Raw genomic sequence first — 20,930 nt, 5'->3', positions numbered from 1 at the left:
TCGGCAAACAGACTTTGATCCGGAGATGTCTGAATGGGGGAACCCAGCCATCATAAGATGGTTATCTTGTACTGAATACATAGGTGCAAGAGGCGAACCAGGGGAACTGAAACATCTAAGTACCCTGAGGAAAAGAAATCAACCGAGATTCCCTTAGTAGTGGCGAGCGAACGGGGACTAGCCCTTAAGTGGCTTTGAGATTAGCGGAACGCTCTGGAAAGTGCGGCCATAGTGGGTGATAGCCCTGTACGCGAAAATCTCTTAGTCATGAAATCGAGTAGGACGGAGCACGAGAAACTTTGTCTGAATATGGGGGGACCATCCTCCAAGGCTAAATACTACTGACTGACCGATAGTGAACTAGTACCGTGAGGGAAAGGCGAAAAGAACCCCGGAGAGGGGAGTGAAATAGATCCTGAAACCGTATGCGTACAAGCAGTGGGAGCCCACTTTGTTGGGTGACTGCGTACCTTTTGTATAATGGGTCAGCGACTTATTTTCAGTGGCGAGCTTAACCGAATAGGGGAGGCGTAGCGAAAGCGAGTCTTAATAGGGCGTCTAGTCGCTGGGAATAGACCCGAAACCGGGCGATCTATCCATGGGCAGGTTGAAGGTTGGGTAACACTAACTGGAGGACCGAACCGACTACCGTTGAAAAGTTAGCGGATGACCTGTGGATCGGAGTGAAAGGCTAATCAAGCTCGGAGATAGCTGGTTCTCCTCGAAAGCTATTTAGGTAGCGCCTCATGTATCACTGTAGGGGGTAGAGCACTGTTTCGGCTAGGGGGTCATCCCGACTTACCAAACCGATGCAAACTCCGAATACCTACAAGTGCCGAGCATGGGAGACACACGGCGGGTGCTAACGTCCGTCGTGAAAAGGGAAACAACCCAGACCGTCAGCTAAGGTCCCAAAGTTATGGTTAAGTGGGAAACGATGTGGGAAGGCTTAGACAGCTAGGAGGTTGGCTTAGAAGCAGCCACCCTTTAAAGAAAGCGTAATAGCTCACTAGTCGAGTCGGCCTGCGCGGAAGATGTAACGGGGCTCAAACCATACACCGAAGCTACGGGTATCATCTTAGGATGATGCGGTAGAGGAGCGTTCTGTAAGCCTGTGAAGGTGAGTTGAGAAGCTTGCTGGAGGTATCAGAAGTGCGAATGCTGACATGAGTAACGACAATGGGTGTGAAAAACACCCACGCCGAAAGACCAAGGTTTCCTGCGCAACGTTAATCGACGCAGGGTTAGTCGGTCCCTAAGGCGAGGCTGAAAAGCGTAGTCGATGGAAAACAGGTTAATATTCCTGTACTTCTGGTTATTGCGATGGAGGGACGGAGAAGGCTAGGCCAGCTTGGCGTTGGTTGTCCAAGTTTAAGGTGGTAGGCTGGAATCTTAGGTAAATCCGGGATTCTAAGGCCGAGAGCTGATGACGAGTCATCTTTTAGATGACGAAGTGGTTGATGCCATGCTTCCAAGAAAAGCTTCTAAGCTTCAGGTAACCAGGAACCGTACCCCAAACCGACACAGGTGGTTGGGTAGAGAATACCAAGGCGCTTGAGAGAACTCGGGTGAAGGAACTAGGCAAAATGGCACCGTAACTTCGGGAGAAGGTGCGCCGGTGAGGGTGAAGGACTTGCTCCGTAAGCTCATGCCGGTCGAAGATACCAGGCCGCTGCGACTGTTTATTAAAAACACAGCACTCTGCAAACACGAAAGTGGACGTATAGGGTGTGACGCCTGCCCGGTGCCGGAAGGTTAATTGATGGGGTTAGCTAACGCGAAGCTCTTGATCGAAGCCCCGGTAAACGGCGGCCGTAACTATAACGGTCCTAAGGTAGCGAAATTCCTTGTCGGGTAAGTTCCGACCTGCACGAATGGCGTAACGATGGCGGCGCTGTCTCCACCCGAGACTCAGTGAAATTGAAATCGCTGTGAAGATGCAGTGTATCCGCGGCTAGACGGAAAGACCCCGTGAACCTTTACTATAGCTTTGCACTGGACTTTGAATTTGCTTGTGTAGGATAGGTGGGAGGCTTTGAAGCGTGGACGCCAGTCTGCGTGGAGCCAACCTTGAAATACCACCCTGGCAACTTTGAGGTTCTAACTCAGGTCCGTTATCCGGATCGAGGACAGTGTATGGTGGGTAGTTTGACTGGGGCGGTCTCCTCCTAAAGAGTAACGGAGGAGTACGAAGGTGCGCTCAGACCGGTCGGAAATCGGTCGTAGAGTATAAAGGCAAAAGCGCGCTTGACTGCGAGACAGACACGTCGAGCAGGTACGAAAGTAGGTCTTAGTGATCCGGTGGTTCTGTATGGAAGGGCCATCGCTCAACGGATAAAAGGTACTCCGGGGATAACAGGCTGATACCGCCCAAGAGTTCATATCGACGGCGGTGTTTGGCACCTCGATGTCGGCTCATCACATCCTGGGGCTGAAGCCGGTCCCAAGGGTATGGCTGTTCGCCATTTAAAGTGGTACGCGAGCTGGGTTTAGAACGTCGTGAGACAGTTCGGTCCCTATCTGCCGTGGACGTTTGAGATTTGAGAGGGGCTGCTCCTAGTACGAGAGGACCGGAGTGGACGAACCTCTGGTGTTCCGGTTGTCACGCCAGTGGCATTGCCGGGTAGCTATGTTCGGGAAAGATAACCGCTGAAAGCATCTAAGCGGGAAACTTGCCTCAAGATGAGATCTCACTGGAACCTTGAGTTCCCTGAAGGGCCGTCGAAGACTACGACGTTGATAGGTTGGGTGTGTAAGCGCTGTGAGGCGTTGAGCTAACCAATACTAATTGCCCGTGAGGCTTGACCATATAACACCCAAGCAATTTGAGTCGAAAGGCCAGATTGCGGTGTGTGAAGACGAAATGAACCGAAAGTTCGACTCTTGCAAACACCGAAAGCTATCACATACCCAATTTGCTGAAGCGAGGCCATCTGGTCACGAGTCAGTACCCGAATTTCTTGACGACCATAGAGCGTTGGAACCACCTGATCCCATCCCGAACTCAGTAGTGAAACGATGCATCGCCGATGGTAGTGTGGGGTTTCCCCATGTGAGAGTAGGTCATCGTCAAGATTAAATTCCGAAACCCCAATTGCGAAAGCAGTTGGGGTTTTGTTTTGCCTGCGAGAAAGTTCTTACAGCGTTAAACGGACAAAGAAAAAGCCCCGTAGACAAACATCTGCGGGGCTTTTTCATTTATGCAGGATCTACATCAACCCTGGACCCGGGCGCTCGCTTGCGTCTGATCAGCACCTTGGATGCAGTAAGACACGGGCGGAGATTGATGCACGCAGTTATATCTCCTTGACCGGCGTCTCTCCCTGTACGGCTTTGATCAACTCGATCACATGCAAGCAATCCGTCTTGTTCACATACGACTCCCCACTGGCGATCGTCTCGTGGTTACCCGCACGCAGTCTCCAGCGCCATTGTCCTTTACCGGTGTTCGGGGTGCCTTTGGATTGCCTGTAAATTTCGAAATACATCGGTTCGCTCCATGCGATGGGGTTATTGCGACAGCCTGTGTGAGGCATCGACGCAAGCCTAGCGGAGCAGGGTTATTTGGCTACCAGGTATTTGTTTCCAATCATTGGTGGATGTTTCTGCAAGGTGCGGGTTAGAGCGTGAGGATCGGCCTTCGGTTTGGCCAAAACGTCACCGTTTCACCCTTGCATCACTCTCGACGCTACTGCTTAATACGTGACGGCTCATGGCGTCGAGAATCTCTCTGCGACCGACAATCACTATAAAAAGAGCACTCTCTTGACTGAGCACGGAATGCAACAGGCCGGACAGGTGACGGTATCGCTGGTTGTTCCCGTTTTTAACGAGGAAGACAGCCTCGACAAGTTTCTCCTGCGCATCGATGAAGTCTTTCAGCTGCAAGCGTTGATCAACCTTGAGTTAGTGTTCGTCAACGATGGCAGCACTGACGCGACGCTTGCGCGCCTGCTTGAACACCAGCAGCGCGATTCGCGCCTGCGCATCGTCGACCTCAGCCGAAACTTCGGCAAAGAGGCGGCGCTGTCCGCCGGTTTGCACAGCGCCACTGGCCAGGTAGTGGTTCCAATTGACGCAGACCTTCAGGACCCGCCCGAAGTCATCCTGCAGATGATCGAACGATGGCGAGAGGGCTATGAAGTGGTGCTGGGTCATCGCATCAGCCGCCGTAGCGACACTTGGGCCAAACAGACCTCGGCCCATTGGTTCTACCGGCTGCACAACAAAATCGCCGAGCAGCCATTACCGGAAAACGTTGGTGACTTCCGCCTGATGGATCGCTGCGTGGTTGATGCCCTTCTGACTTTGCCCGAATCCCGCCGTTTCATGAAAGGCCTGTTCGCCTGGGTAGGTTTTCGTACTACTCATGTGGATTACGAGCGCCCAGAGCGAATCGCCGGGCAAAGCAAGTTCAACGGCTGGCGGTTGTGGAACTTCGCGCTGGAAGGCATCACCAGTTTCAGCACCGAGCCGTTGCGCATATGGACGTACTTGGGGGCGATGGTGTCGTTGGTGTCCTTCGCGTTTGCCATTTTTATCGTGCTGCGCACTCTGATTCACGGGGTCGACATGCCCGGTTACGCCTCGTTGATGGTCGCGGTGACCTTTCTCGGCGGCCTGCAGTTGATCGGCATCGGCGTGCTCGGCGAGTACCTGGGCCGCACTTATATCGAATCCAAGCGTCGGCCGGTTTTTCTCGTGCGGCGCGTCTACGACCCCAAGGACTGAAGCATGGACCTCAAGGAAACCGACATCCTCGGTGACAGCATCGGCGAGCATTGGTATTACTGCTCAAAAGCAGCGGCAACTCGCCGGTTGTTGGGCAATGCGCCGATCAAGCGAATTCTCGACGTGGGTGCAGGTTCCGGCTTTTTTTCCCATCATCTGTTGACCCACTCCGATGCGCGTGAGGCGTGGTGCGTCGATATCAGCTATCCGGCCGATTCAAGCGCAACCACTGCCGGCAAACCGGTGCATTACCTTCGCGGGATTGAAAGCGTCGATGCCGATCTGGTGCTGCTCATGGATGTGTTGGAGCACGTTGACGACGACTTGGGTTTGCTCAAGAGTTACGTCGACAAAGTGCCGTCCGGCAGTCGTTTCCTGATGACCGTTCCCGCGTTCCAGTTCCTCTGGAGTGGTCACGATGACTTCCTCGAACACAAGCGCCGCTACACCCTGGCACAATTTGAAACTCTGGCCCATGGCGCCGGTTTGACGGTCGAGCGCGGTGCGTATTATTTCGGTGCTGTGTTTCCGATTGCAGCAGCGTTGCGTTTGCTGCCCCAAGGCTCGCAAGCTCAGGCACCGCAATCGCAACTCAAGCGTCATCACCCGTTGGTCAATTCAATCCTCAAAGGCCTTTGCAGACTCGAGCTGCCGTTGATGGGTATGAACCGTCTGGCCGGGTTGAGTGTTTTTGTTTTGGCGCGCAAACCGTGACGTCAGCCGAGAAGTCCGCGTTGATTCAGCGCGGTGTGCGCTTCGCTGTCACCGGTGTGTTCGTCACCGCTTTGCACGCGCTGGTCGCGGTGTTGTTCATCAATTTTGTAGCCCCCCAGCCGCCCTTGGCCAACGGCGTGGCATTTACCGTGGCAACGGTGGTGTCTTACCTGATCAATACCACCTGGAGTTTCTCGGCCCGATTGCATGGCAGAACCATGCTGCGGTTCATGGTGGTTTCGGTGTGCGGGTTTTTCCTGGCAATGTTTGTCGCCTGGGCGGCGCAGATGGCCGGATTGCATTATCTGCTGGGGATTGGTGCGGTAGCGCTGACGATTCCGGCATTCACTTTTGTCTTGCACAACTTCTGGACGTATCGATGAAGCTTTCCGCATCACGCCGTGCAATTGTGCTGCTGCCCATACTGTTGGGGATCATTGCATTTTTCATTGTGGTCGGCCCACGCGCCCTGAACCCGATGAATATTGCCTGGCTGGGCGATGGTGACCCAGCCACGCATTACCTGGGTTGGACGTTTTTCAGGCATTCACCGTGGACCTTTCCGTTGGGGCTCAATCCGTCTTATGGACTGGAGTTGGGCAATGCGGTGATCTTTTCGGACTCCAATCCGCTGTTCGCGCTGATCTTCAAACCGTTCTCGGCCCTGCTTCCTGAACCATTCCAGTACCTCGGGTTGTGGCTGCTGACATGCATGATCCTGCAGAGCTGGTTTGCCTGGAAGCTGATGGGCCTGGCCACTCAGTCTGTGGCGTTGCGCTTGCTCGGCGCCGGACTGTTTTTGTTTGTCCCGGCAATGATTGTCCGGATGGGCGTGCATTTGTCTCTGGCCGGGCATTTCCTGATACTTGCGGCGCTTTATCTGTCCCTGCGCCCCTTTACGCAAAAGCGCACTCTGGCCTGGGGAGCGCTCCTTGCTGCGACAGCACTGGTGCACGCCTACTTACTCGCGATGGTTGCGCTGATCTGGATAGCTGATCTTGCTGCCAAAGCCCTTCAACGCCGTCTGACAGCGGGCAGGGCGCTTGGCGAGTTCCTCGGTCTGTTCCTGCTGGTCAGTCTGTGCTGTTGGCAAGCAGGTTATTTCAGTGTCGGTGATAGTGGGCTGGCTTTGATGGGGTATGGCTTGTATCGGGCCAACGTCCTGACCTTTATTGATCCGGGCGTTTGGTCGTATACCTTGCGTGATATGCCGGGAGTCTTGGGCGACGGCGACGGTTTCGCATTCCTCGGATTGGGGGGGATTTTCCTGGGTATCTGCGCGCTTTTGCTTCTGTTGCAAGGGGCAACGGATCTTCGCACCAAGGTCCGCCGATATCCGATGCTACTACTGGCGCTCCTATGCCTGGCGATATTCGCGTTCTCGAACAATATCGGTATCGGGGCATTCGAGTTGCAGATTCCCTTGCCGGACGCAGTGGTGGCTGTGGCAACAGTATTTCGTGGCTCGGGTCGGATGATCTGGCCAGCCATGTACATGGCCATGTTCGTCATCGTGTATGCCGTGATTCGAGGTTATCCGTCGCGCATGGCGTTGTTGTTGTTAAGTATCGCTCTGGTGATCCAGGTGGCGGATACACGTGCCGGCTGGGCGGTATCGCGTGGTTTTTTCATGACCTCACCCGCGCCGAAGTGGAACACACCGCTGGTAGATCCATTCTGGCAGCAGGCAGCGAAGCATTATCAAAACGTGCGCTGGATTCGCCCACAGAATTACTCGCCGCGCTGGATGACACTGGCGGACTATGCGAGCACTTATCGTCTGGGGACAGATGCCATCTACCTTGGCCGGGTGAGTACAGTAGCGGTCGATGCGGCGCAGGCCAAAGCCGACAGCGCGGTTGCGTCAGGGAATTACGCGCCTGACACTTTGTATGTGCTCGATGACCGTGCGTTACTCCAGGCCGCTCTGTCCTTGCACCGCGATAGCGATGTGCTCACCCGCATCGACGGTTTTAATGTGTTGGCTCCGGGCTGGAAACACTGCAAGGACTGTCCGCCACTCGAGGCTTCCGATCCGTTGAAATTGATCCCGGAACTCAAGCAGGGCGAAAGAGTGGTGTTCAACGTAGCCAGTCCAGCAGCGGCATACCTGGGGAAGGGATGGTCGCTCAACGAACCTTGGGGTACCTGGTCGGAGGGGGCCGAGTCACAAATCGTTCTACGACCAAATTCACGGGTACGGTCATTGTTGCTGGAAACCACAGCATTGCTTGCGCCTAATCACACCGAGCAGTCGCTGGAGATTTTTGTCAACGACGTGCGCGTACTGTCCACCCGACTGGTCAAGCCTGAACAAAACAGAATCAATATCGAATTGCCTGCCGATGTGCAGCAGTTGGTTGAGCGTCAGGGCGTAATGCGTATTCAATTCAAGTACGCCAATGCGATCAGCCCGGGAGAACTCGGCATGAGCAATGACTCGCGCAAACTGGCGATGGGTTTACAGGCGCTGACGGTTAACTGAACAAACACGGCGTCTACGGCCTAAGTCTGTAGAAAGGCCCATAGACGTTGTTCGCAGGCCTTTCTACACTGCCCCCCAGTCTGGGGATCGGGGAGCAATGGATGAATCGCAATGAACTTCGCAAGGCCGACATCAACCTCATGGTTGTATTCGAAACCTTGATGCTCGAACGCAACGTGACCCGGGCGGCCGAGAAGCTGTTTCTCGGCCAGCCGACCATCAGCTCGGCGCTCAATCGCTTGCGCACGATGCTCAACGATCCGTTGTTTATCCGCGTCGGCCATCGTATGGAACCGACCGCCCGCGCCGAAGATATTTTTCGGCATCTATCGCCGGCACTGGATTCGTTGTCGGTAGCGTTGAGCCTGACCCGCGATTTCGATCCTGCCGTCAGCACCATGAGCTTTCGCATCGGCCTGTCCGATGATGTCGAGTTCGGCCTGTTGCCGCCGCTGTTACGCGCCCTGCGTCAGGAAGCGCCGAGCGTAGTGTTTGTGGTGCAGCATGTCGATTACTGGCGAATTCCCGATCTGTTGGCCTCCGGCGACATCACCGTCGGCATCAGCCAGACCCGTGGCCTGCCAGCCAATGCCAAACGTAAATTGCTGCGGCACATTCAGCCGAGCATCCTGCGCGCCGATGCCTCGGACACGCCGCTGACCCTCGACGAATATTGCTCGCGTCCCCACGTACTCGTTTCGCACACGGCCAACGTCAGCGGGTTCGCCGATGAGTGGCTGGCCGAACTCGGACGTACTCGCCATGTAGTGTTGTCGGTGCCGCAGTACAGCGCTTTGCCGGCGTTATTGGCCGGTACCGACATGATCGCCAGCCTGCCGGATTACACCGCCGAGGCGATGGCGGCGTCCGGGCTGTTGTTCAAGGAACCGTTCCCGTTCAAGACTCCGACCCTGGACTTGTCGATGGTCTGGCTCAGTCATGTCGACAGCGACCCTGCGGAGCGCTGGTTACGTTCGCGACTTGAGGCATTCATGAGCGAACGACCTCCCACCTCCCCATAAAAGCACCACATAACACACAGGGAACTGGGCTCAACTTGCCGGGATGATGTCTGCCTGCTTTGCTCAATAGCTATAACCCCGTCTGAGGCCCTCCCATGAGCATTTCCCGTTCGTTGCTGCGTGGGCGCGGCAGTCACGACAGCGGCAAGGTCGGCATGGTCGAGCTGTTTTTCGATCTGGTCTTCGTGTTCGCCGTGACCCAGTTGTCGCACACCTTGCTCGCGAATCTATCGATTCTCGGCGCGGTGCAGGTCGCGCTGTTGATGATCGCGGTGTGGTGGGTGTGGATCTTCACCTCGTGGATCACCAACTGGCTTGACCCGGAAACACTGCCGGTGCGCCTGGGGCTGTTCGGGCTGATGATTGCCGGCCTGCTGCTGTCGTCATCGATTCCCGAAGCATTCACTGAGCGCGGGTTGATGTTCGCCTCGGCATTCGTGTTCATGCAGGTTGGCCGCACGCTGTTCGCAATCTGGGCAGTGCGCCGCGAACCCTTGGGCATGACTCGAAACTTCCAGCGCATTCTCGTCTGGTTGATGCTGTCCGCAGTGTTCTGGATCGGCGGGGCGTTGGTCGAGGGTGAGCAACGTTTGCTGTATTGGGTACTGGCGCTGTTGATCGAACTGATTTCCCCGTCCGTATATTTCTGGGTACCGGGCCTCGGGCGCTCGACCCTGAGCGACTGGAACGTCGAGGGCAATCACATGGCCGAGCGTTGCGGGCTATTCGTGATCATTGCCTTGGGTGAGTCGCTGCTGGTGACCGGGGCGACGTTCGCTGAACTGACGCTGAGCTCCAGCGCGCTTTTGGCATTTCTGGTGTCGGTACTCGGCAGCATCGGTATGTGGTGGGTGTATTTCGACAGCGGTGCCGAACGGGCGCACCACCGCATCGCTCATTCCACAGATCCTGGCCGCCAGGCGCGAATCGCCTACACCTATTTGCACGTGCTGATTGTTGCCGGGGTGATTGTCAGCGCCGTCGCCGATGAATTGGTCCTGACACACCCGGATCACGCCAGCGACGCCGGGATCATTGTGATCATCGGCGGCCCTTGGATATTTCTGCTGGGCAATGCGCTGTTCAAATGGGTGATGTCCGACCGGGCATGGCCACCCTTGTCTCATCTGGTTGGCATCGGTTTGCTGACGCTGCTGTTGCCGTTGGCATTGAAACACGGGTTCTCGGCGCTGCTATTGGGCGCGCTGACCACGACGATTGTGCTGCTGGTTGCACTGTGGGAAACCCTGGCGCTGCGTCAGACTTCACTGCCGATGGCATCGGAAAAAGCCGCAGGAGAGTAGGGCGGCGCTGTGTAAGATGTACGACCTTTGCACCGAACTTCGGGAGTCCCGCTCATGCCACACCTGCACATGGAATACACCGCCAACCTGCCGCAACTTAATGCCGACGTGGCGCTGATCCGGCTCAACAACACACTGGTGGCTTCCGGTCAGTTCGCCGCGGAATACGATATCAAGAGCCGCGCGGTGAAGATTGAAACCTTCAAGGTCGGTACGGCCATGGGCGAACGCGCTTTTGTGCATGTGAAACTCGCACTGCTCAGCGGGCGCTCGCCGCAGATCAAGAAGCAACTCTCGGAAAGCCTGTTGGCGGTCGTGCAAGACCTGTGCGAATGGCCGGCCGATATCGATGTGCAGTTGTGTGTCGAACTGCTCGACATCGACCGCGAGTCCTACACCAAAACTGCCATCAGCGTGTAAGACTCAGGCCGCTTCCAGCTCACCGCAAGCCTTGATCACTTGTTCGCGCAGCCAGACGTTGGCGCTGTCCTGATCGGCGTTCTGGCTCCATTGCATGTCGAGGGTGAACCCCGGCAAGCCGTTCGGCGCCTCACAGTGATTGAACACGGCTTCCTTGGTCAGCAGGCGCTGGATACGCCGCGGCAAGGTAAGAATGAAATCGGTGCCGGTGATCATCTTCAGCGCCGCGCTGTAGCTGTTGGAGCGGGCGACGATCTGGCGTTTCTGTGCTTGCCGGGCGAGCCAGCCATCGACCATGTTGGTGGTGGACGTCCAGGGCGTCGGAAACACATGCCGCCGTTCGGTGAAGGCTTGCAGGCTCAGACGTGGTTCCAGCGGTGTGGCGCGTTTGTCGAAGACGCAGACCAGATCGTCCTCCAGCAGCATGCGTGATTTCAGATCCGTGTGATTACGGTGGAAGTTGGGGCCGAAACAGATCACCAGATCGAGGCTGCCGTCGCGCAGTTCTTCTGCCGGGACGTCGGTTTCGAATTTGTGCATGTTGACCATTACCGGCAAATCATCGAAGTCGAAACGCTTCAACAGACGTGGCAGCACCAGTTGCTCGAAGTATTCCGGGGCGCAGATGTTGAACGTTACCGGTTGCTGGGTCGGGTCGAAGGTCGGGGCACCGGCGTGGCACAGGTTGATGCTTTCGAGAATCTTCTGCACGTGGCCATACATGCTGCTGGCCTTGTAGGTCGGACGCATGCCGGTGCGGGTGTTGATGAACAACTCGTCTTCAAAACTGGTGCGCAGTTTTTTCAGGCAGTAACTGACGGTGGACTGGCTGACGAACAGTGCCTCCGATACATCGGTGACGCTGCTTTGCTCATACACGGCGATAAACACCATGAGATCCTGCATGTCGAGCTTTCTAAGCAAGTTACTGTTCAGCATCCGTTCCGTCTCGCTGTGCTCCTTGCGCTGAATCCGCGCAAACGTGTGCGAACGATCCTAACGGAACGATGGTGCCAGGACAAAGCCCTGTAGGACATTTCAATGTCAGTTGTGGGACAGAAAGTTTTAGCAACACGACGCCGACAAATAAACCGACAAAAGATGGCCAGAAGCCTTTAGCCCGCCAGCGTCATTAAGGTTCAATTGATGTGTCGGGCATAGTTCCGAGGATCAAAGCGCAGGACCATCAACAACATCACGACCATCACCGCCGTCAGCGACCACCAGGCCCATTCGAAGCTGCCCAATCGATCGCGGATAACCCCGGCCAGCAGCGGCGAAAGTCCTGCGATCAAGTAGCCGATGCCTTGCACGAAAGCAGTCAGGCCGCCGGCACGCTGTGGATTGTCCAGATGATCGAGAGAGACGATCAGGCTCATCGGGAACAATCCGCCAATCCCCAGCCCTAGTAAGCATGGCCAGAGCAAGCTGAGGTGTTGCGGACTGAGGATCAGGCCGCAGAAGCCGGCAATGATTAGGCCGAGCAAGACCATCAGCACTTTGCGCCGGTCGCGGCTGCGATTGGCGATGGCTGGCGTCACCAGACCGGAAATCACCTCCATCGCAGTCAGAAAACCCAACAGCAGCCCGGCATGTTGTTCGCTCCAGCCCTGTTCAACGTAATACGGTGCCAGCCAGGCGAGCACACAGGTGTAAGACGCCGTGCCCAGACCGAAGAAGATCGCGAGTAACCAGGCGCGGGAATTGTTGAAGAAGGATTCTTTCTTTACCGGCGTATTCGCAATGACGGGTGCAGTCGATGGCTGTGACCACCAAAGCAGCAGCGCAATAAGTGCCAGCGCAGCCCAGATCGCCAGGCCTATACGCCAACTCCCGGTGCTGACCATCACCAGCGGCGCAAACGATGCGGCAATGGCTGCACCGGCCATGATCGACGTGACATATAGACCCATGCACAGCGCCACGTGGTTGGGAAATCGCGACTTGATCAGCACCGGCATCAACGCCTGAATCAACGCAATGCCGACACCGGCGAGAATGGCGCTGAAAATCAGCTCGGCCGCTGAGTCGAGAAACAGCCTCGATAACGTCGCCAAGCCAATAATCAGCAACGACAGCACCACCGTGCGCTGCTCGCCCAAACGCTGGCTGATCCCGATACCAAAAAACATCGCCAGCCCCATCGCCATGACCGGAAGCATGGTCAGCAGTGAAGCGAGGCTGAAGCTCAGCGGAATGTCGCCACGAATGGCCGACAGTAACGGTCCGATGGCAGCCATCGACGGGCGCAAGTTAAGCGCAACGAGAATGATGCCGAGCATCAGCCAGACGGCGGGGCGGGCGGTAGCGCGAGGGTTTTGCATCGTCAGACCTTTGAGCGAAAGGCTGCCGATTAGGCGCGCGCCCGCGTAGGTGGGCAAATCAGAAAATCCTAAGCAGTATTTAAAAACCAAATATCACCCTGGTCCCCTGTAGGAGTGAGCCTGCTCGCGATAGCGGTCTTTCAGTCAACAATAATGTTGAAGCTGAAGGCGTCATCGCGAGCAGGCTCACTCCTACAAAGGAAGGGATTCACACTCTTTCGGATAGATTTACCGGTCCAACTAATCGTTATCTTATTTTTCACAAAAAATTGATGGTTGCCTGCTTAAAGTTTCCGTCGTCCTGAACAATGAAATTTTCACAATTGGATCTTTCCGGTTGCTCAGGGCGTTTCTTTTCAGGAATAGCCTTACACCATGTTGAAGTTAAAAGCCGTGCGCCCGGAATGGGTGACGTTGATCGCCAGTGCCTTTCTTTTATTCGGCTTCAATTTCGTTCTCTGGCAACACCTTTTCGAGATCACTGCTGGGGACGGCGCAGGCATCGCCATGCGTGTGGCTTTCGGGGTGATGATCTTCGCCGCCTTCAACATTGTGCTGACGCTGCTGGCCTTCCGCCCGCTGCTGAAACCGCTGTTGACACTGATGTTTCTGATCAGCGCCGGTGTGGCTTATTTCATGAGTCAATATGGCGCGTTGATTGATGCAGGCATGTTGCGCAACTTCGCCGAAACCAATGTGACAGAAGTGCGTGATCTGCTGTCGCTGAAGTTACTTGTTTATATTGTGTTGCTGGGTGTTCTGCCGTCTTGGCTATTGTGGAAAACACCGATCAACTATCGTCGCTGGCATCGTGAGTTGTTAAGTAAGTCATTGGTCACTGTGGCGTCGGTTGCCGTTATCGGTGGCGTGGCAATGGTCAATTACCAAGGCTTGTCCTCGTTGTTTCGCAATCACCATGAATTGCGCTTGATGCTGGTGCCGAGCAATTACATTGGCGCCTCTGTCGGTTATTTCCATGAGCAAGTGGTTTCCGCCCGCCAGCCATTCGTCAAGATCGGTGAAGATGCTCAACGCAATCCGTCGGTGCAAAACCAGCCGCGCAAATCCCTGACCGTGCTGGTGGTGGGCGAAAGTGCCCGCGCCGAGAACTTCGGCATCCTTGGATACGACCGCGACACCACGCCGAAACTGAGCAAGGAAGCGGGGCTGATCGCGTTTACCGATGTGCATTCCTGCGGCACTGAAACCGCCGTGTCGGTGCCATGCATGTTCTCCGGCATGGGCCGCAAGAATTACGACGCCAGCAAGGCCAGGAACGAAGAGGGGCTGCTGGACGTGCTCAAGCGTGCCGGTCTCGATGTGATCTGGCGCGACAACCAGTCCGGCTGCAAAGGCACCTGCGACCGGGTCACGCTGCAAGATGTCAGCAACCTGAAAGACCCGACCCTGTGCGCCAACAGCGAATGCCGCGACGAAATCCTCCTGCAAGGCTTGCAGAGCTTTATCGATCACCTGGACAAGGACACCGTGCTGGTACTGCACCCGATGGGCAGTCACGGGCCGGACTACTTCAAACGTTATCCGAAGGAGTACGAGCACTTCACTCCGGTGTGCGAGAGCAATGCGCTGAACAATTGCAGCCGGGAAAGTATCGTCAACGGTTACGACAACACGTTAGTGTATGCCGACCATGTGTTATCGAGCCTGATCGATCTGCTGCGCAGCAATCAGGACAAAGTCGATACCGCCATGTTGTATTTGTCCGATCACGGCGAATCATTGGGCGAGTACAACCTGTTCCTGCATGGCACGCCTTACATGCTGGCGCCGGAACAACAAAAGCATGTAGCGATGCTGGCGTGGTTCTCCGATAACTATCAAAAGGCCTATTCGGTCGATACCCATTGCCTGCAACTGAGCCGCGACAAGCCGTTGAGCCAGGACAACCTGTTCCACTCGATGCTTGGTTTGCTGGAAGTACAAAGCAAGGTCTATCAGCCGGATCTGGACATGTTTGCCGGTTGCCGCGGTGCGGTGATCGATGGGGTCCTGGCCAGGAAGTGAGTGGCCCGCGCCTGTCGTGCTGACACGACGGGCCTGTCTATTTCCGCTGTCAGACTATTCTTGCTGTTTGGCAGGACATTTCGTTACAGCTCTTGCCCTTCGCAGGCGCGTAAATCGCCAGTGGCGATATATACTGCGCGCCATTCTTCAAGGGAGAGCCGTGTGGCCATCGATATTCACTGGATTCGCGACAACGATAGCCTCGCGCAGTTTTGCGCCGAGTGGCAGCAGCTGCCTTTCGTTGCCCTCGACACCGAATTCATGCGGGTCGACACCTTCTACCCGATTGCCGGTCTGTTGCAGGTCGGTGACGGCAAGCGCGCCTACCTGATCGACCCTCTGACCATCAACGCCTGGCAACCGCTGGCGGCATTGCTGGAAAACCCGGCGGTGCTGAAAGTCCTGCACGCGTGCAGCGAAGACCTCGAAGTCCTGCTGCGCCTGACCGGCAGTCTGCCGGCGCCGATGTTCGACACCCAACTGGGCGCGGCTTATCTGAACCTCGGTTTCTCGATGGGCTACTCGCGGCTGGTGCAGGCAGTGCTCGGCATCGAACTGCCGAAGGGCGAAACCCGCTCCGACTGGTTGCAGCGCCCGTTGTCCGATACGCAAATCAGCTATGCCGCCGAAGATGCCGTGCATCTGGCGGAGGTTTTCGTACAACTGCGACCGAAACTGTCTGACGACAAATTCAACTGGGTACTGGAGGATGGCGCCGAACTGGTTGCCAACCTGCGCCGCGAAACCGACCCGTACGAGGTGTACCGCGAGGCCAAGCTGGCGTGGAAACTGTCCCGTGCGCAACTCGCTGTGCTGCGTGAACTGTGCGCCTGGCGTGAGCGTGAAGCCCGCGCCCGTGACCTGCCGCGCAATCGCATTGTGCGTGAGCATTCGCTGTGGCCGCTGGCCCGCACGCAACCGGACAACCTTGGTGCGTTGGCGAAGATCGAAGACATGCACCCGCGTACCGTGCGTCAGGACGGCGAGTTTCTGCTTGATCTGATCAAGCGCTCTGGCAGTGTGGGGCCTGATCAATGGCCGCCAGCCGTGGCAGAGCCATTGCCGGTTGAAGCGGCCACGCTGATCAAACAGCTGCGCGCACTCGGCCAGGCCGAAGCCGAACGTCTGGACGTCGCGCCGGAACTGATGCTACGCAAGAAAACCCTCGAAGCGCTGGTCAAAAGCGGCTATCCCGAGGGTCCTTACCAATTGCCTGAATCGCTGCGTGGCTGGCGCCGCGAGTTGATGGGCCAGATGCTGCTCGACAGCCTGGCCACCGCCGGAGAACAGCCTTGAAACGTATTTGCTCCATTTACCAAAGCTCGAAACGCAAAGGCATGTACCTCTATGTGCTTAAAAGCGATGAATTGGAACGCGTGCCCGAGGGGTTGATGGCGGCTTTCGGCAAAGCCATATTCACCTTCAGTCTGGTGCTGACTCCCGAGCGCAAACTGGCCAGCGAAGACATCGTCGTTGTCCTGGAGAACCTCGACAAGCAGGGCTATCACCTGCAAATGCCGCCGGCCGAGGACGAGTACATCGAACACTTGCCCGAAGAGTTGCTGCGACGCAACGACCCGGTCTGATCCACGAGGCCCTGTTCTGGGCCTTTTGTCACCCTGGAACTGATTTTACGGCGACGACCGCCACGAAGGAGCAAGCCTCCTTCGGCGGTGGTTTGCACGGTTTGCGAAAGGTTTGAAGATGCGCGTTCTGATTGCTGAACACGACCACGCGGTGTACGCCCGACTACTGCGTCAGGTTGCACCCGAACTTGAAATATTGACCAGTGGCGACTCCGCCGAACTGGCCCGTCAGGCTGCCGATTGCCCGGTGTGGCTGGGGCAGCCGGATTTGCTGGCGACTCTGTTGCGACAGGGGCACCAGCCGCAATGGCTGCAATCGACCTGGGCCGGGATCACGCCGCTGCTGGCTGACGGCCTGCGTCGCGATTACCGCTTGACCCGGGCGGTGGGGATTTTCGGTCAGGTGATGGCCGAATATGTCCTGACGTATATGCTCGGCCACGAGCGCGAAGTGCTGGCGCGACTGGTCAGCCAGGTCGAGCGCAAGTGGGACAACCGCACCGGCCAGAGTCTGGTCGGGCGCAAGGTCTTGATCGTCGGCACCGGCGACATCGGCCAGAGCGTGGCGCAGTTCCTGCTGCCGTTCGGCGTCGAACTGTACGGTATTGCCAGCAGTGCGCGTGAGCAGGCGCCGTTTGTCGAAGTCGGATCGATGGCGGATCTGCCACGCTTGGTTGGCGAAGTGGATTACGTGGTCAATTTGCTGCCGAACACCGAACACACTCACGATGTGTACGACGCGGCGCTGTTCAAGCAGTTCAAACCGACCGGGTTGTTCATCAACGTCGGACGCGGCGTGGCGGTGGTCGATGCGGATCTGGTGGAAGCGCTCAAGGAAGGGCATCTGGCGGGCGCGGTGATCGACGTCTGCCGCCAGGAGCCGTTGCCGCAACGTCATCCGTTCTGGACGGCCTGGGGGCTGTTGCTGACCGGTCACAGTTCGGCGCCGACTTCGCCATCGTTGATGGTGCAGCTGTTCGTCGAGAACCAGCGGGCGTATCAGGCGAGTGAGGCAATGCGCGGAGAAGTGGATTTCAATCGCGGCTACTGAGTAGCGCTTAGCTGAATGTTGCACAAAAAACTGTGGGAGCCAGCCTGCTGGCGATAGCGGTGTGTCCGACAACAATGATGTTGGCCGACACACCCCATCGCTAGCAGGCTAGCTCCCACAGTGGGTTTTGCGTTGCAGCAGCCACCCGTAGGAGGTGCCGAAGGCTGCGATCTTTTGCTTCTTAAAGGGTGAAATCACCTTCAGCAGCCAGTTCGCTCAGCGGACGGCGCGGGCTCGGTTCTTCACGAGCTTGCAGGTATTCAGCCAAGGTCGCCTTGTCACCCAGTTTGCCCACGGCAACCGCCGCGTGCAGCGCATAACCTTGCGGAATATTCAGCTCCTTGCGGGTCAGTTCCTGATCGAATCCGGCCATGCCGTGGGTGTGCCAGCCGCTGATGCTCGCTTGCAGCGCCAGATGGCCCCACGCCGAACCGGTGTCGAAGGTGTGCCACAGCGCCGGGGTTTCTTCGCTGGCGCCCGGGGCGGTGAAGGTGGTTTTCGAAATCACGATCACCAGGGCCGAAGCGTGTTGCGCCCAGCTACGGTTGAACTCGTTGAGCAGGCCCAGATAACGCTCCCAGTTTGGCGTATCGCGACGCGCGTAGAGGAAACGCCATGGCTGTGAGTTGTAGGCCGACGGCGCCCAGCGCGCGGCTTCGAAAAAGCTCAGCAGGGTCTCTACCGGGATCGCTTCGCCGGTGAAGGCGCGCGGCGACCAGCGATCAGTGAACTGCGGGTGAATGGCGTATTCGGCAACGCGAGGGTTGGCACTCATCAAGAGATTCCTTGCTACGTTAAGTAAAAACCGGGGTCAGAGAGACAGGCAAAACTACGCGCCGGCCTGAAAACTCACAAGCCCCGCGCAACCGGCAGTCGCCAGCGCTTGGCCCGCAAGGCTTGGGGCACTAGACTGGCGGCCTTTTCACCACCTGATGTTGATGCTTGAGCCATGGCCGCAAAAGTCGAACCGTTCTGGAAACGCAAAACCCTCGATCAACTGGATCTGGAGGAGTGGGAATCGCTGTGCGACGGATGTGGTCTGTGCTGCCTGCAAAAACTCGAAGATGAAGAAGACAACAGCGTCTATTACACGCGGATCGCCTGCAAACTGCTGGACCTGAAAACCTGTCAGTGCAGCGATTACCCGAACCGCATCAAGTTTGTCCCGGACTGCATCCAGCTCACTCCGGGTCAGGCCGAAGAGTTCAAATGGCTGCCGCCGACCTGCGGTTATCGCCTGGTCAGCGAAGGCAAGGATCTGCCGTTGTGGCATCACCTCGTATGCGGTGATCGCGACGCGGTGCACCACGAACGGATTTCCCAGTCCGGGCGCATGCTCGCCGAAGGCAGCGTGCCGGAAGATGACTGGGAAGAACATCTGATTTTCCGCGCCGGTTAATTGATTGACCTGTAGCGAGGGAGCTTGCTCCCGATAACCCCGGTGTGAGCAAGGAGTGTGTATGGCTGTGGGATTGCAGCGGGCGCTGATGGCTGGACTGTTGGCGCTGAGTGCGCCGGTCTGGGCGGCGAAGAAGGTCGATCTGGATTATCACGTGCGCCTGTTGCCGCAAAGCGATCAGGCCGAAGTGCGCCTGACCCTGGCCAAGGGCGAAGCGGTGCGCAGTCTCGATTTCGATCTCGGCGACGGCAGTTATTACAGCGACTTCAAGGCCGACGGCCAGTGGCAGTTGACGCCGGGCAAACAGGCACGCGGCGTGTGGCGCCCGACGAGCGACAAGGCCAGCCTGACTTACCGTGTGCGCATCAGCCACGGGCGCAAGAGCGGCAGCTTCGACACGCGCATGACCCCGAGCTGGGCTTTGATGCGCGGTGATGAACTGGTGCCGCCCGCCAAGCTGGATCAGCAGGATGGCGTCGAACTGGTCTCACGCCTGCAATTCGAACTGCCCGACGGCTGGAAAAGCGTCGAAACCGCCTGGCCGAGAATCGGCAAGAACAAATTCCGTATCGACAATCCATCACGCTTGTTCGATCGCCCGACCGGGTGGATGCTCGCCGGCCATCTCGGCAGCCGCCGCACGCGTCTGGGCGAAACCGAAGTCACCGTGGCCTCGCCGCAAGGGCAGGGCATGCGGCGGATGGATGTGCTGACGTTGCTGACATTCATCTGGCCGCAGGTGCAGGCGGTCTATCCTCGGCACCCGGGCAAGTTGTTGATCGTCGGTGCCAACGACCCGATGTGGCGTGGCAGTCTGGGCGCGCATGAATCGATCTATCTGAATACGCGGATGCCGCTGGTCAGCGAAAGCGGCAGCAGCCCGCTGGTGCGTGAGCTGGCGCAGGTGTTCGGGCGGATCAACGATGAGCAGCGCAGCGACTGGATCAGCGAAGGTTTTGCCGAGTTCTACGCGATTGAGCTGGTGCGCCGTGCTGGCGGCATGAGCGATGAGCGCTATCAGAGCTTGCAGGCGAAACTGGTCAAGGACAGCCAGAAAGTCACAACTTTGCGCGGCGCACGGATCAGCCCGGCGCAGGTGTCGAAAGCGGTTGTGTTGTTACAGGAACTGGATCGCGAGATTCGCCTGAAGACCCGCAACAAGCGTTCGCTGGATGATGTGCTGCGTGGGGCGATGCATCTGGGGAAGGTCAGCACCAAGGAGTTCGTGCAACTGGCCGAGAGCATCATCGGCGAGTCCTCCAAAGTCCTCGATACCGCGTTACTTCAGTAACACCGCCATCGCTGGCAAGCCAGCTCCCACAGGGTTTCGGGGTATACACATAATCTGTGACACCCCCTGAACTTGTGGGAGCTGGCTTGCCAGCGATGAGGCCATCAGCCTCACAGCAACTTCAGGATCAAACCCCGGCCTTGGGCGACTTCACCGAATCATTCCCGGTCACCGTCGCGGTCTTGGTCGCCGCCTCGGCATTGGCCTTCAGCTTGCTCAGCTCTTCACCGGCGCGCTCGATCTTCGCCCGCACGTTATTCATATCCTGACGGCTTTTCTCCAGCAGGCTTTTCACCGAACTGTGCCCGGTAATCCCGCGCGCCATCGCCACGCCGCCAATGGCCACTTGAATCAGCCCGAACACCCCGCCACGGCGCAGGCCCTTGCCGACCATGATCACACCGCCGGTCAGCGAGCCGATGCGTTCCCAGCCCTGCACGTTCTGCTCGGAAGGGCTGTCGAACGGGGTGGATTCAATACGTTGGACGCGTTTGAGTTCGGTCATGACTTGTCTCCAGGCAACGTGTAATAGATAGATAAACTGACTGCCGGGGCGGTCAGCTTGTTCCATCGAATGT

General features: G+C 57.2%; 18 protein-coding genes and 2 rRNA genes (1 of these 20 running past the window's edge). 15 read left to right on the top strand and 5 right to left on the bottom strand.

Going from position 1 to position 20,930, the window contains the following annotated elements:
• Nucleotides 1-2,809: ribosomal RNA gene (locus ACTWLJ_RS28850) — 23S ribosomal RNA — on the top strand; it begins 85 nt to the left of the window's first position.
• A gap of 150 nt (nucleotides 2,810-2,959) precedes the next feature.
• Nucleotides 2,960-3,075 (top strand): 5S ribosomal RNA (gene rrf / locus ACTWLJ_RS28845).
• 221 nt (nucleotides 3,076-3,296) lie between these two features.
• Here rrf and ACTWLJ_RS28840 read toward each other — a convergent pair.
• Nucleotides 3,297-3,488, bottom strand: coding sequence for a YegP family protein (locus tag ACTWLJ_RS28840; protein WP_445179415.1), 192 nt, complete (start codon nucleotides 3,486-3,488; stop codon nucleotides 3,297-3,299).
• Nucleotides 3,489-3,765: 277 nt separating this feature from the next.
• On the opposite strand from ACTWLJ_RS28840, the gene ACTWLJ_RS28835 reads away from it, so the two are divergent.
• From ACTWLJ_RS28835 to ACTWLJ_RS28805, 7 genes are all read left to right on the top strand, one after another.
• Entirely contained in the window at nucleotides 3,766-4,731 is a 966-nt protein-coding gene (locus ACTWLJ_RS28835) for a glycosyltransferase family 2 protein (protein WP_445179414.1), read from the top strand.
• A gap of 3 nt (nucleotides 4,732-4,734) precedes the next feature.
• A complete protein-coding gene (locus ACTWLJ_RS28830) occupies nucleotides 4,735-5,445 on the top strand; it encodes a class I SAM-dependent methyltransferase (RefSeq protein WP_445179413.1) in 711 nt (236 codons plus the stop codon).
• The gene (locus ACTWLJ_RS28825; RefSeq protein ID WP_445179412.1) at nucleotides 5,442-5,828 is read left to right on the top strand and encodes a GtrA family protein; all 387 of its coding nucleotides are present in this window, start codon (nucleotides 5,442-5,444) and stop codon (nucleotides 5,826-5,828) included. Before ACTWLJ_RS28830 ends, ACTWLJ_RS28825 begins: the two co-directional genes overlap by 4 nt.
• On the top strand, nucleotides 5,825-7,930 hold the full coding sequence (locus ACTWLJ_RS28820; protein ID WP_445179411.1) for a DUF6311 domain-containing protein: 2,106 nt from the start codon (nucleotides 5,825-5,827) through the stop codon (nucleotides 7,928-7,930). The genes ACTWLJ_RS28825 and ACTWLJ_RS28820 overlap by 4 nt, the downstream gene beginning before the upstream one ends.
• Before the next feature lie 101 nt (nucleotides 7,931-8,031).
• Nucleotides 8,032-8,952, top strand: coding sequence for a LysR substrate-binding domain-containing protein (locus ACTWLJ_RS28815; RefSeq protein WP_445179410.1), 921 nt, complete (start codon nucleotides 8,032-8,034; stop codon nucleotides 8,950-8,952).
• A gap of 95 nt (nucleotides 8,953-9,047) precedes the next feature.
• A complete protein-coding gene (locus ACTWLJ_RS28810) occupies nucleotides 9,048-10,256 on the top strand; it encodes a low temperature requirement protein A (RefSeq protein WP_445179409.1) in 1,209 nt (402 codons plus the stop codon).
• Nucleotides 10,257-10,310: 54 nt separating this feature from the next.
• Nucleotides 10,311-10,676, top strand: coding sequence for a 5-carboxymethyl-2-hydroxymuconate Delta-isomerase (locus ACTWLJ_RS28805; RefSeq protein ID WP_401214662.1), 366 nt, complete (start codon nucleotides 10,311-10,313; stop codon nucleotides 10,674-10,676).
• A gap of 3 nt (nucleotides 10,677-10,679) precedes the next feature.
• Here the strand turns inward: ACTWLJ_RS28805 and ACTWLJ_RS28800 are convergent, their stop codons facing one another.
• Nucleotides 10,680-11,615 carry a LysR substrate-binding domain-containing protein gene (locus tag ACTWLJ_RS28800; protein WP_445179408.1) on the bottom strand — a complete coding sequence of 312 codons (936 nt, stop codon included), beginning with the start codon at nucleotides 11,613-11,615 and terminating at the stop codon, nucleotides 10,680-10,682.
• Nucleotides 11,616-11,815: 200 nt separating this feature from the next.
• On the bottom strand, nucleotides 11,816-13,000 hold the full coding sequence (locus ACTWLJ_RS28795; RefSeq protein WP_445179407.1) for a cyanate transporter: 1,185 nt from the start codon (nucleotides 12,998-13,000) through the stop codon (nucleotides 11,816-11,818).
• Nucleotides 13,001-13,375: 375 nt separating this feature from the next.
• Here ACTWLJ_RS28795 and ACTWLJ_RS28790 point away from each other — a divergent pair, with 375 nt between their 5' ends.
• The 4 genes from ACTWLJ_RS28790 (at nucleotide 13,376) to ACTWLJ_RS28775 (ending at nucleotide 17,662) form a co-directional block, all read left to right on the top strand.
• On the top strand, nucleotides 13,376-15,025 hold the full coding sequence (locus ACTWLJ_RS28790; protein ID WP_445179406.1) for a phosphoethanolamine transferase: 1,650 nt from the start codon (nucleotides 13,376-13,378) through the stop codon (nucleotides 15,023-15,025).
• 162 nt (nucleotides 15,026-15,187) lie between these two features.
• Nucleotides 15,188-16,321 carry a ribonuclease D gene (gene rnd, locus ACTWLJ_RS28785; protein WP_445179405.1) on the top strand — a complete coding sequence of 378 codons (1,134 nt, stop codon included), beginning with the start codon at nucleotides 15,188-15,190 and terminating at the stop codon, nucleotides 16,319-16,321.
• Complete coding sequence (locus ACTWLJ_RS28780; RefSeq protein WP_401214648.1) at nucleotides 16,318-16,611, top strand: YcgL domain-containing protein; 294 nt, start codon at nucleotides 16,318-16,320, stop codon at nucleotides 16,609-16,611. The genes rnd and ACTWLJ_RS28780 overlap by 4 nt, the downstream gene beginning before the upstream one ends.
• Nucleotides 16,612-16,729: 118 nt before the next feature.
• Nucleotides 16,730-17,662: a D-2-hydroxyacid dehydrogenase gene (locus tag ACTWLJ_RS28775; protein WP_445179404.1), complete on the top strand. Its 933-nt coding sequence runs from the start codon at nucleotides 16,730-16,732 to the stop codon at nucleotides 17,660-17,662.
• 181 nt (nucleotides 17,663-17,843) lie between these two features.
• On the opposite strand, the gene ACTWLJ_RS28770 is transcribed toward ACTWLJ_RS28775, so the two are convergent.
• Nucleotides 17,844-18,437 (bottom strand): nitroreductase family protein, encoded by a 594-nt coding sequence (locus ACTWLJ_RS28770; protein WP_445179403.1) that lies wholly within the window; start codon nucleotides 18,435-18,437, stop codon nucleotides 17,844-17,846.
• A 174-nt stretch (nucleotides 18,438-18,611) separates the two neighbouring features.
• Here ACTWLJ_RS28770 and ACTWLJ_RS28765 point away from each other — a divergent pair, with 174 nt between their 5' ends.
• Both ACTWLJ_RS28765 and ACTWLJ_RS28760 read left to right on the top strand, forming a co-directional pair.
• Nucleotides 18,612-19,061 (top strand): YcgN family cysteine cluster protein, encoded by a 450-nt coding sequence (locus ACTWLJ_RS28765; protein WP_401214643.1) that lies wholly within the window; start codon nucleotides 18,612-18,614, stop codon nucleotides 19,059-19,061.
• A gap of 61 nt (nucleotides 19,062-19,122) precedes the next feature.
• On the top strand, nucleotides 19,123-20,352 hold the full coding sequence (locus tag ACTWLJ_RS28760; protein ID WP_445179402.1) for a hypothetical protein: 1,230 nt from the start codon (nucleotides 19,123-19,125) through the stop codon (nucleotides 20,350-20,352).
• Nucleotides 20,353-20,479: 127 nt separating this feature from the next.
• Here the strand turns inward: ACTWLJ_RS28760 and ACTWLJ_RS28755 are convergent, their stop codons facing one another.
• Nucleotides 20,480-20,857 carry a YgaP family membrane protein gene (locus tag ACTWLJ_RS28755; RefSeq protein WP_401214637.1) on the bottom strand — a complete coding sequence of 126 codons (378 nt, stop codon included), beginning with the start codon at nucleotides 20,855-20,857 and terminating at the stop codon, nucleotides 20,480-20,482.
• Nucleotides 20,858-20,930 lie beyond the last annotated feature (73 nt).

This window comes from Pseudomonas sp. McL0111 (assembly GCF_052567255.1).
Note: the sequence above shows the minus strand (reverse complement) of the source record. Positions and strands in the feature narration are given on the sequence as shown.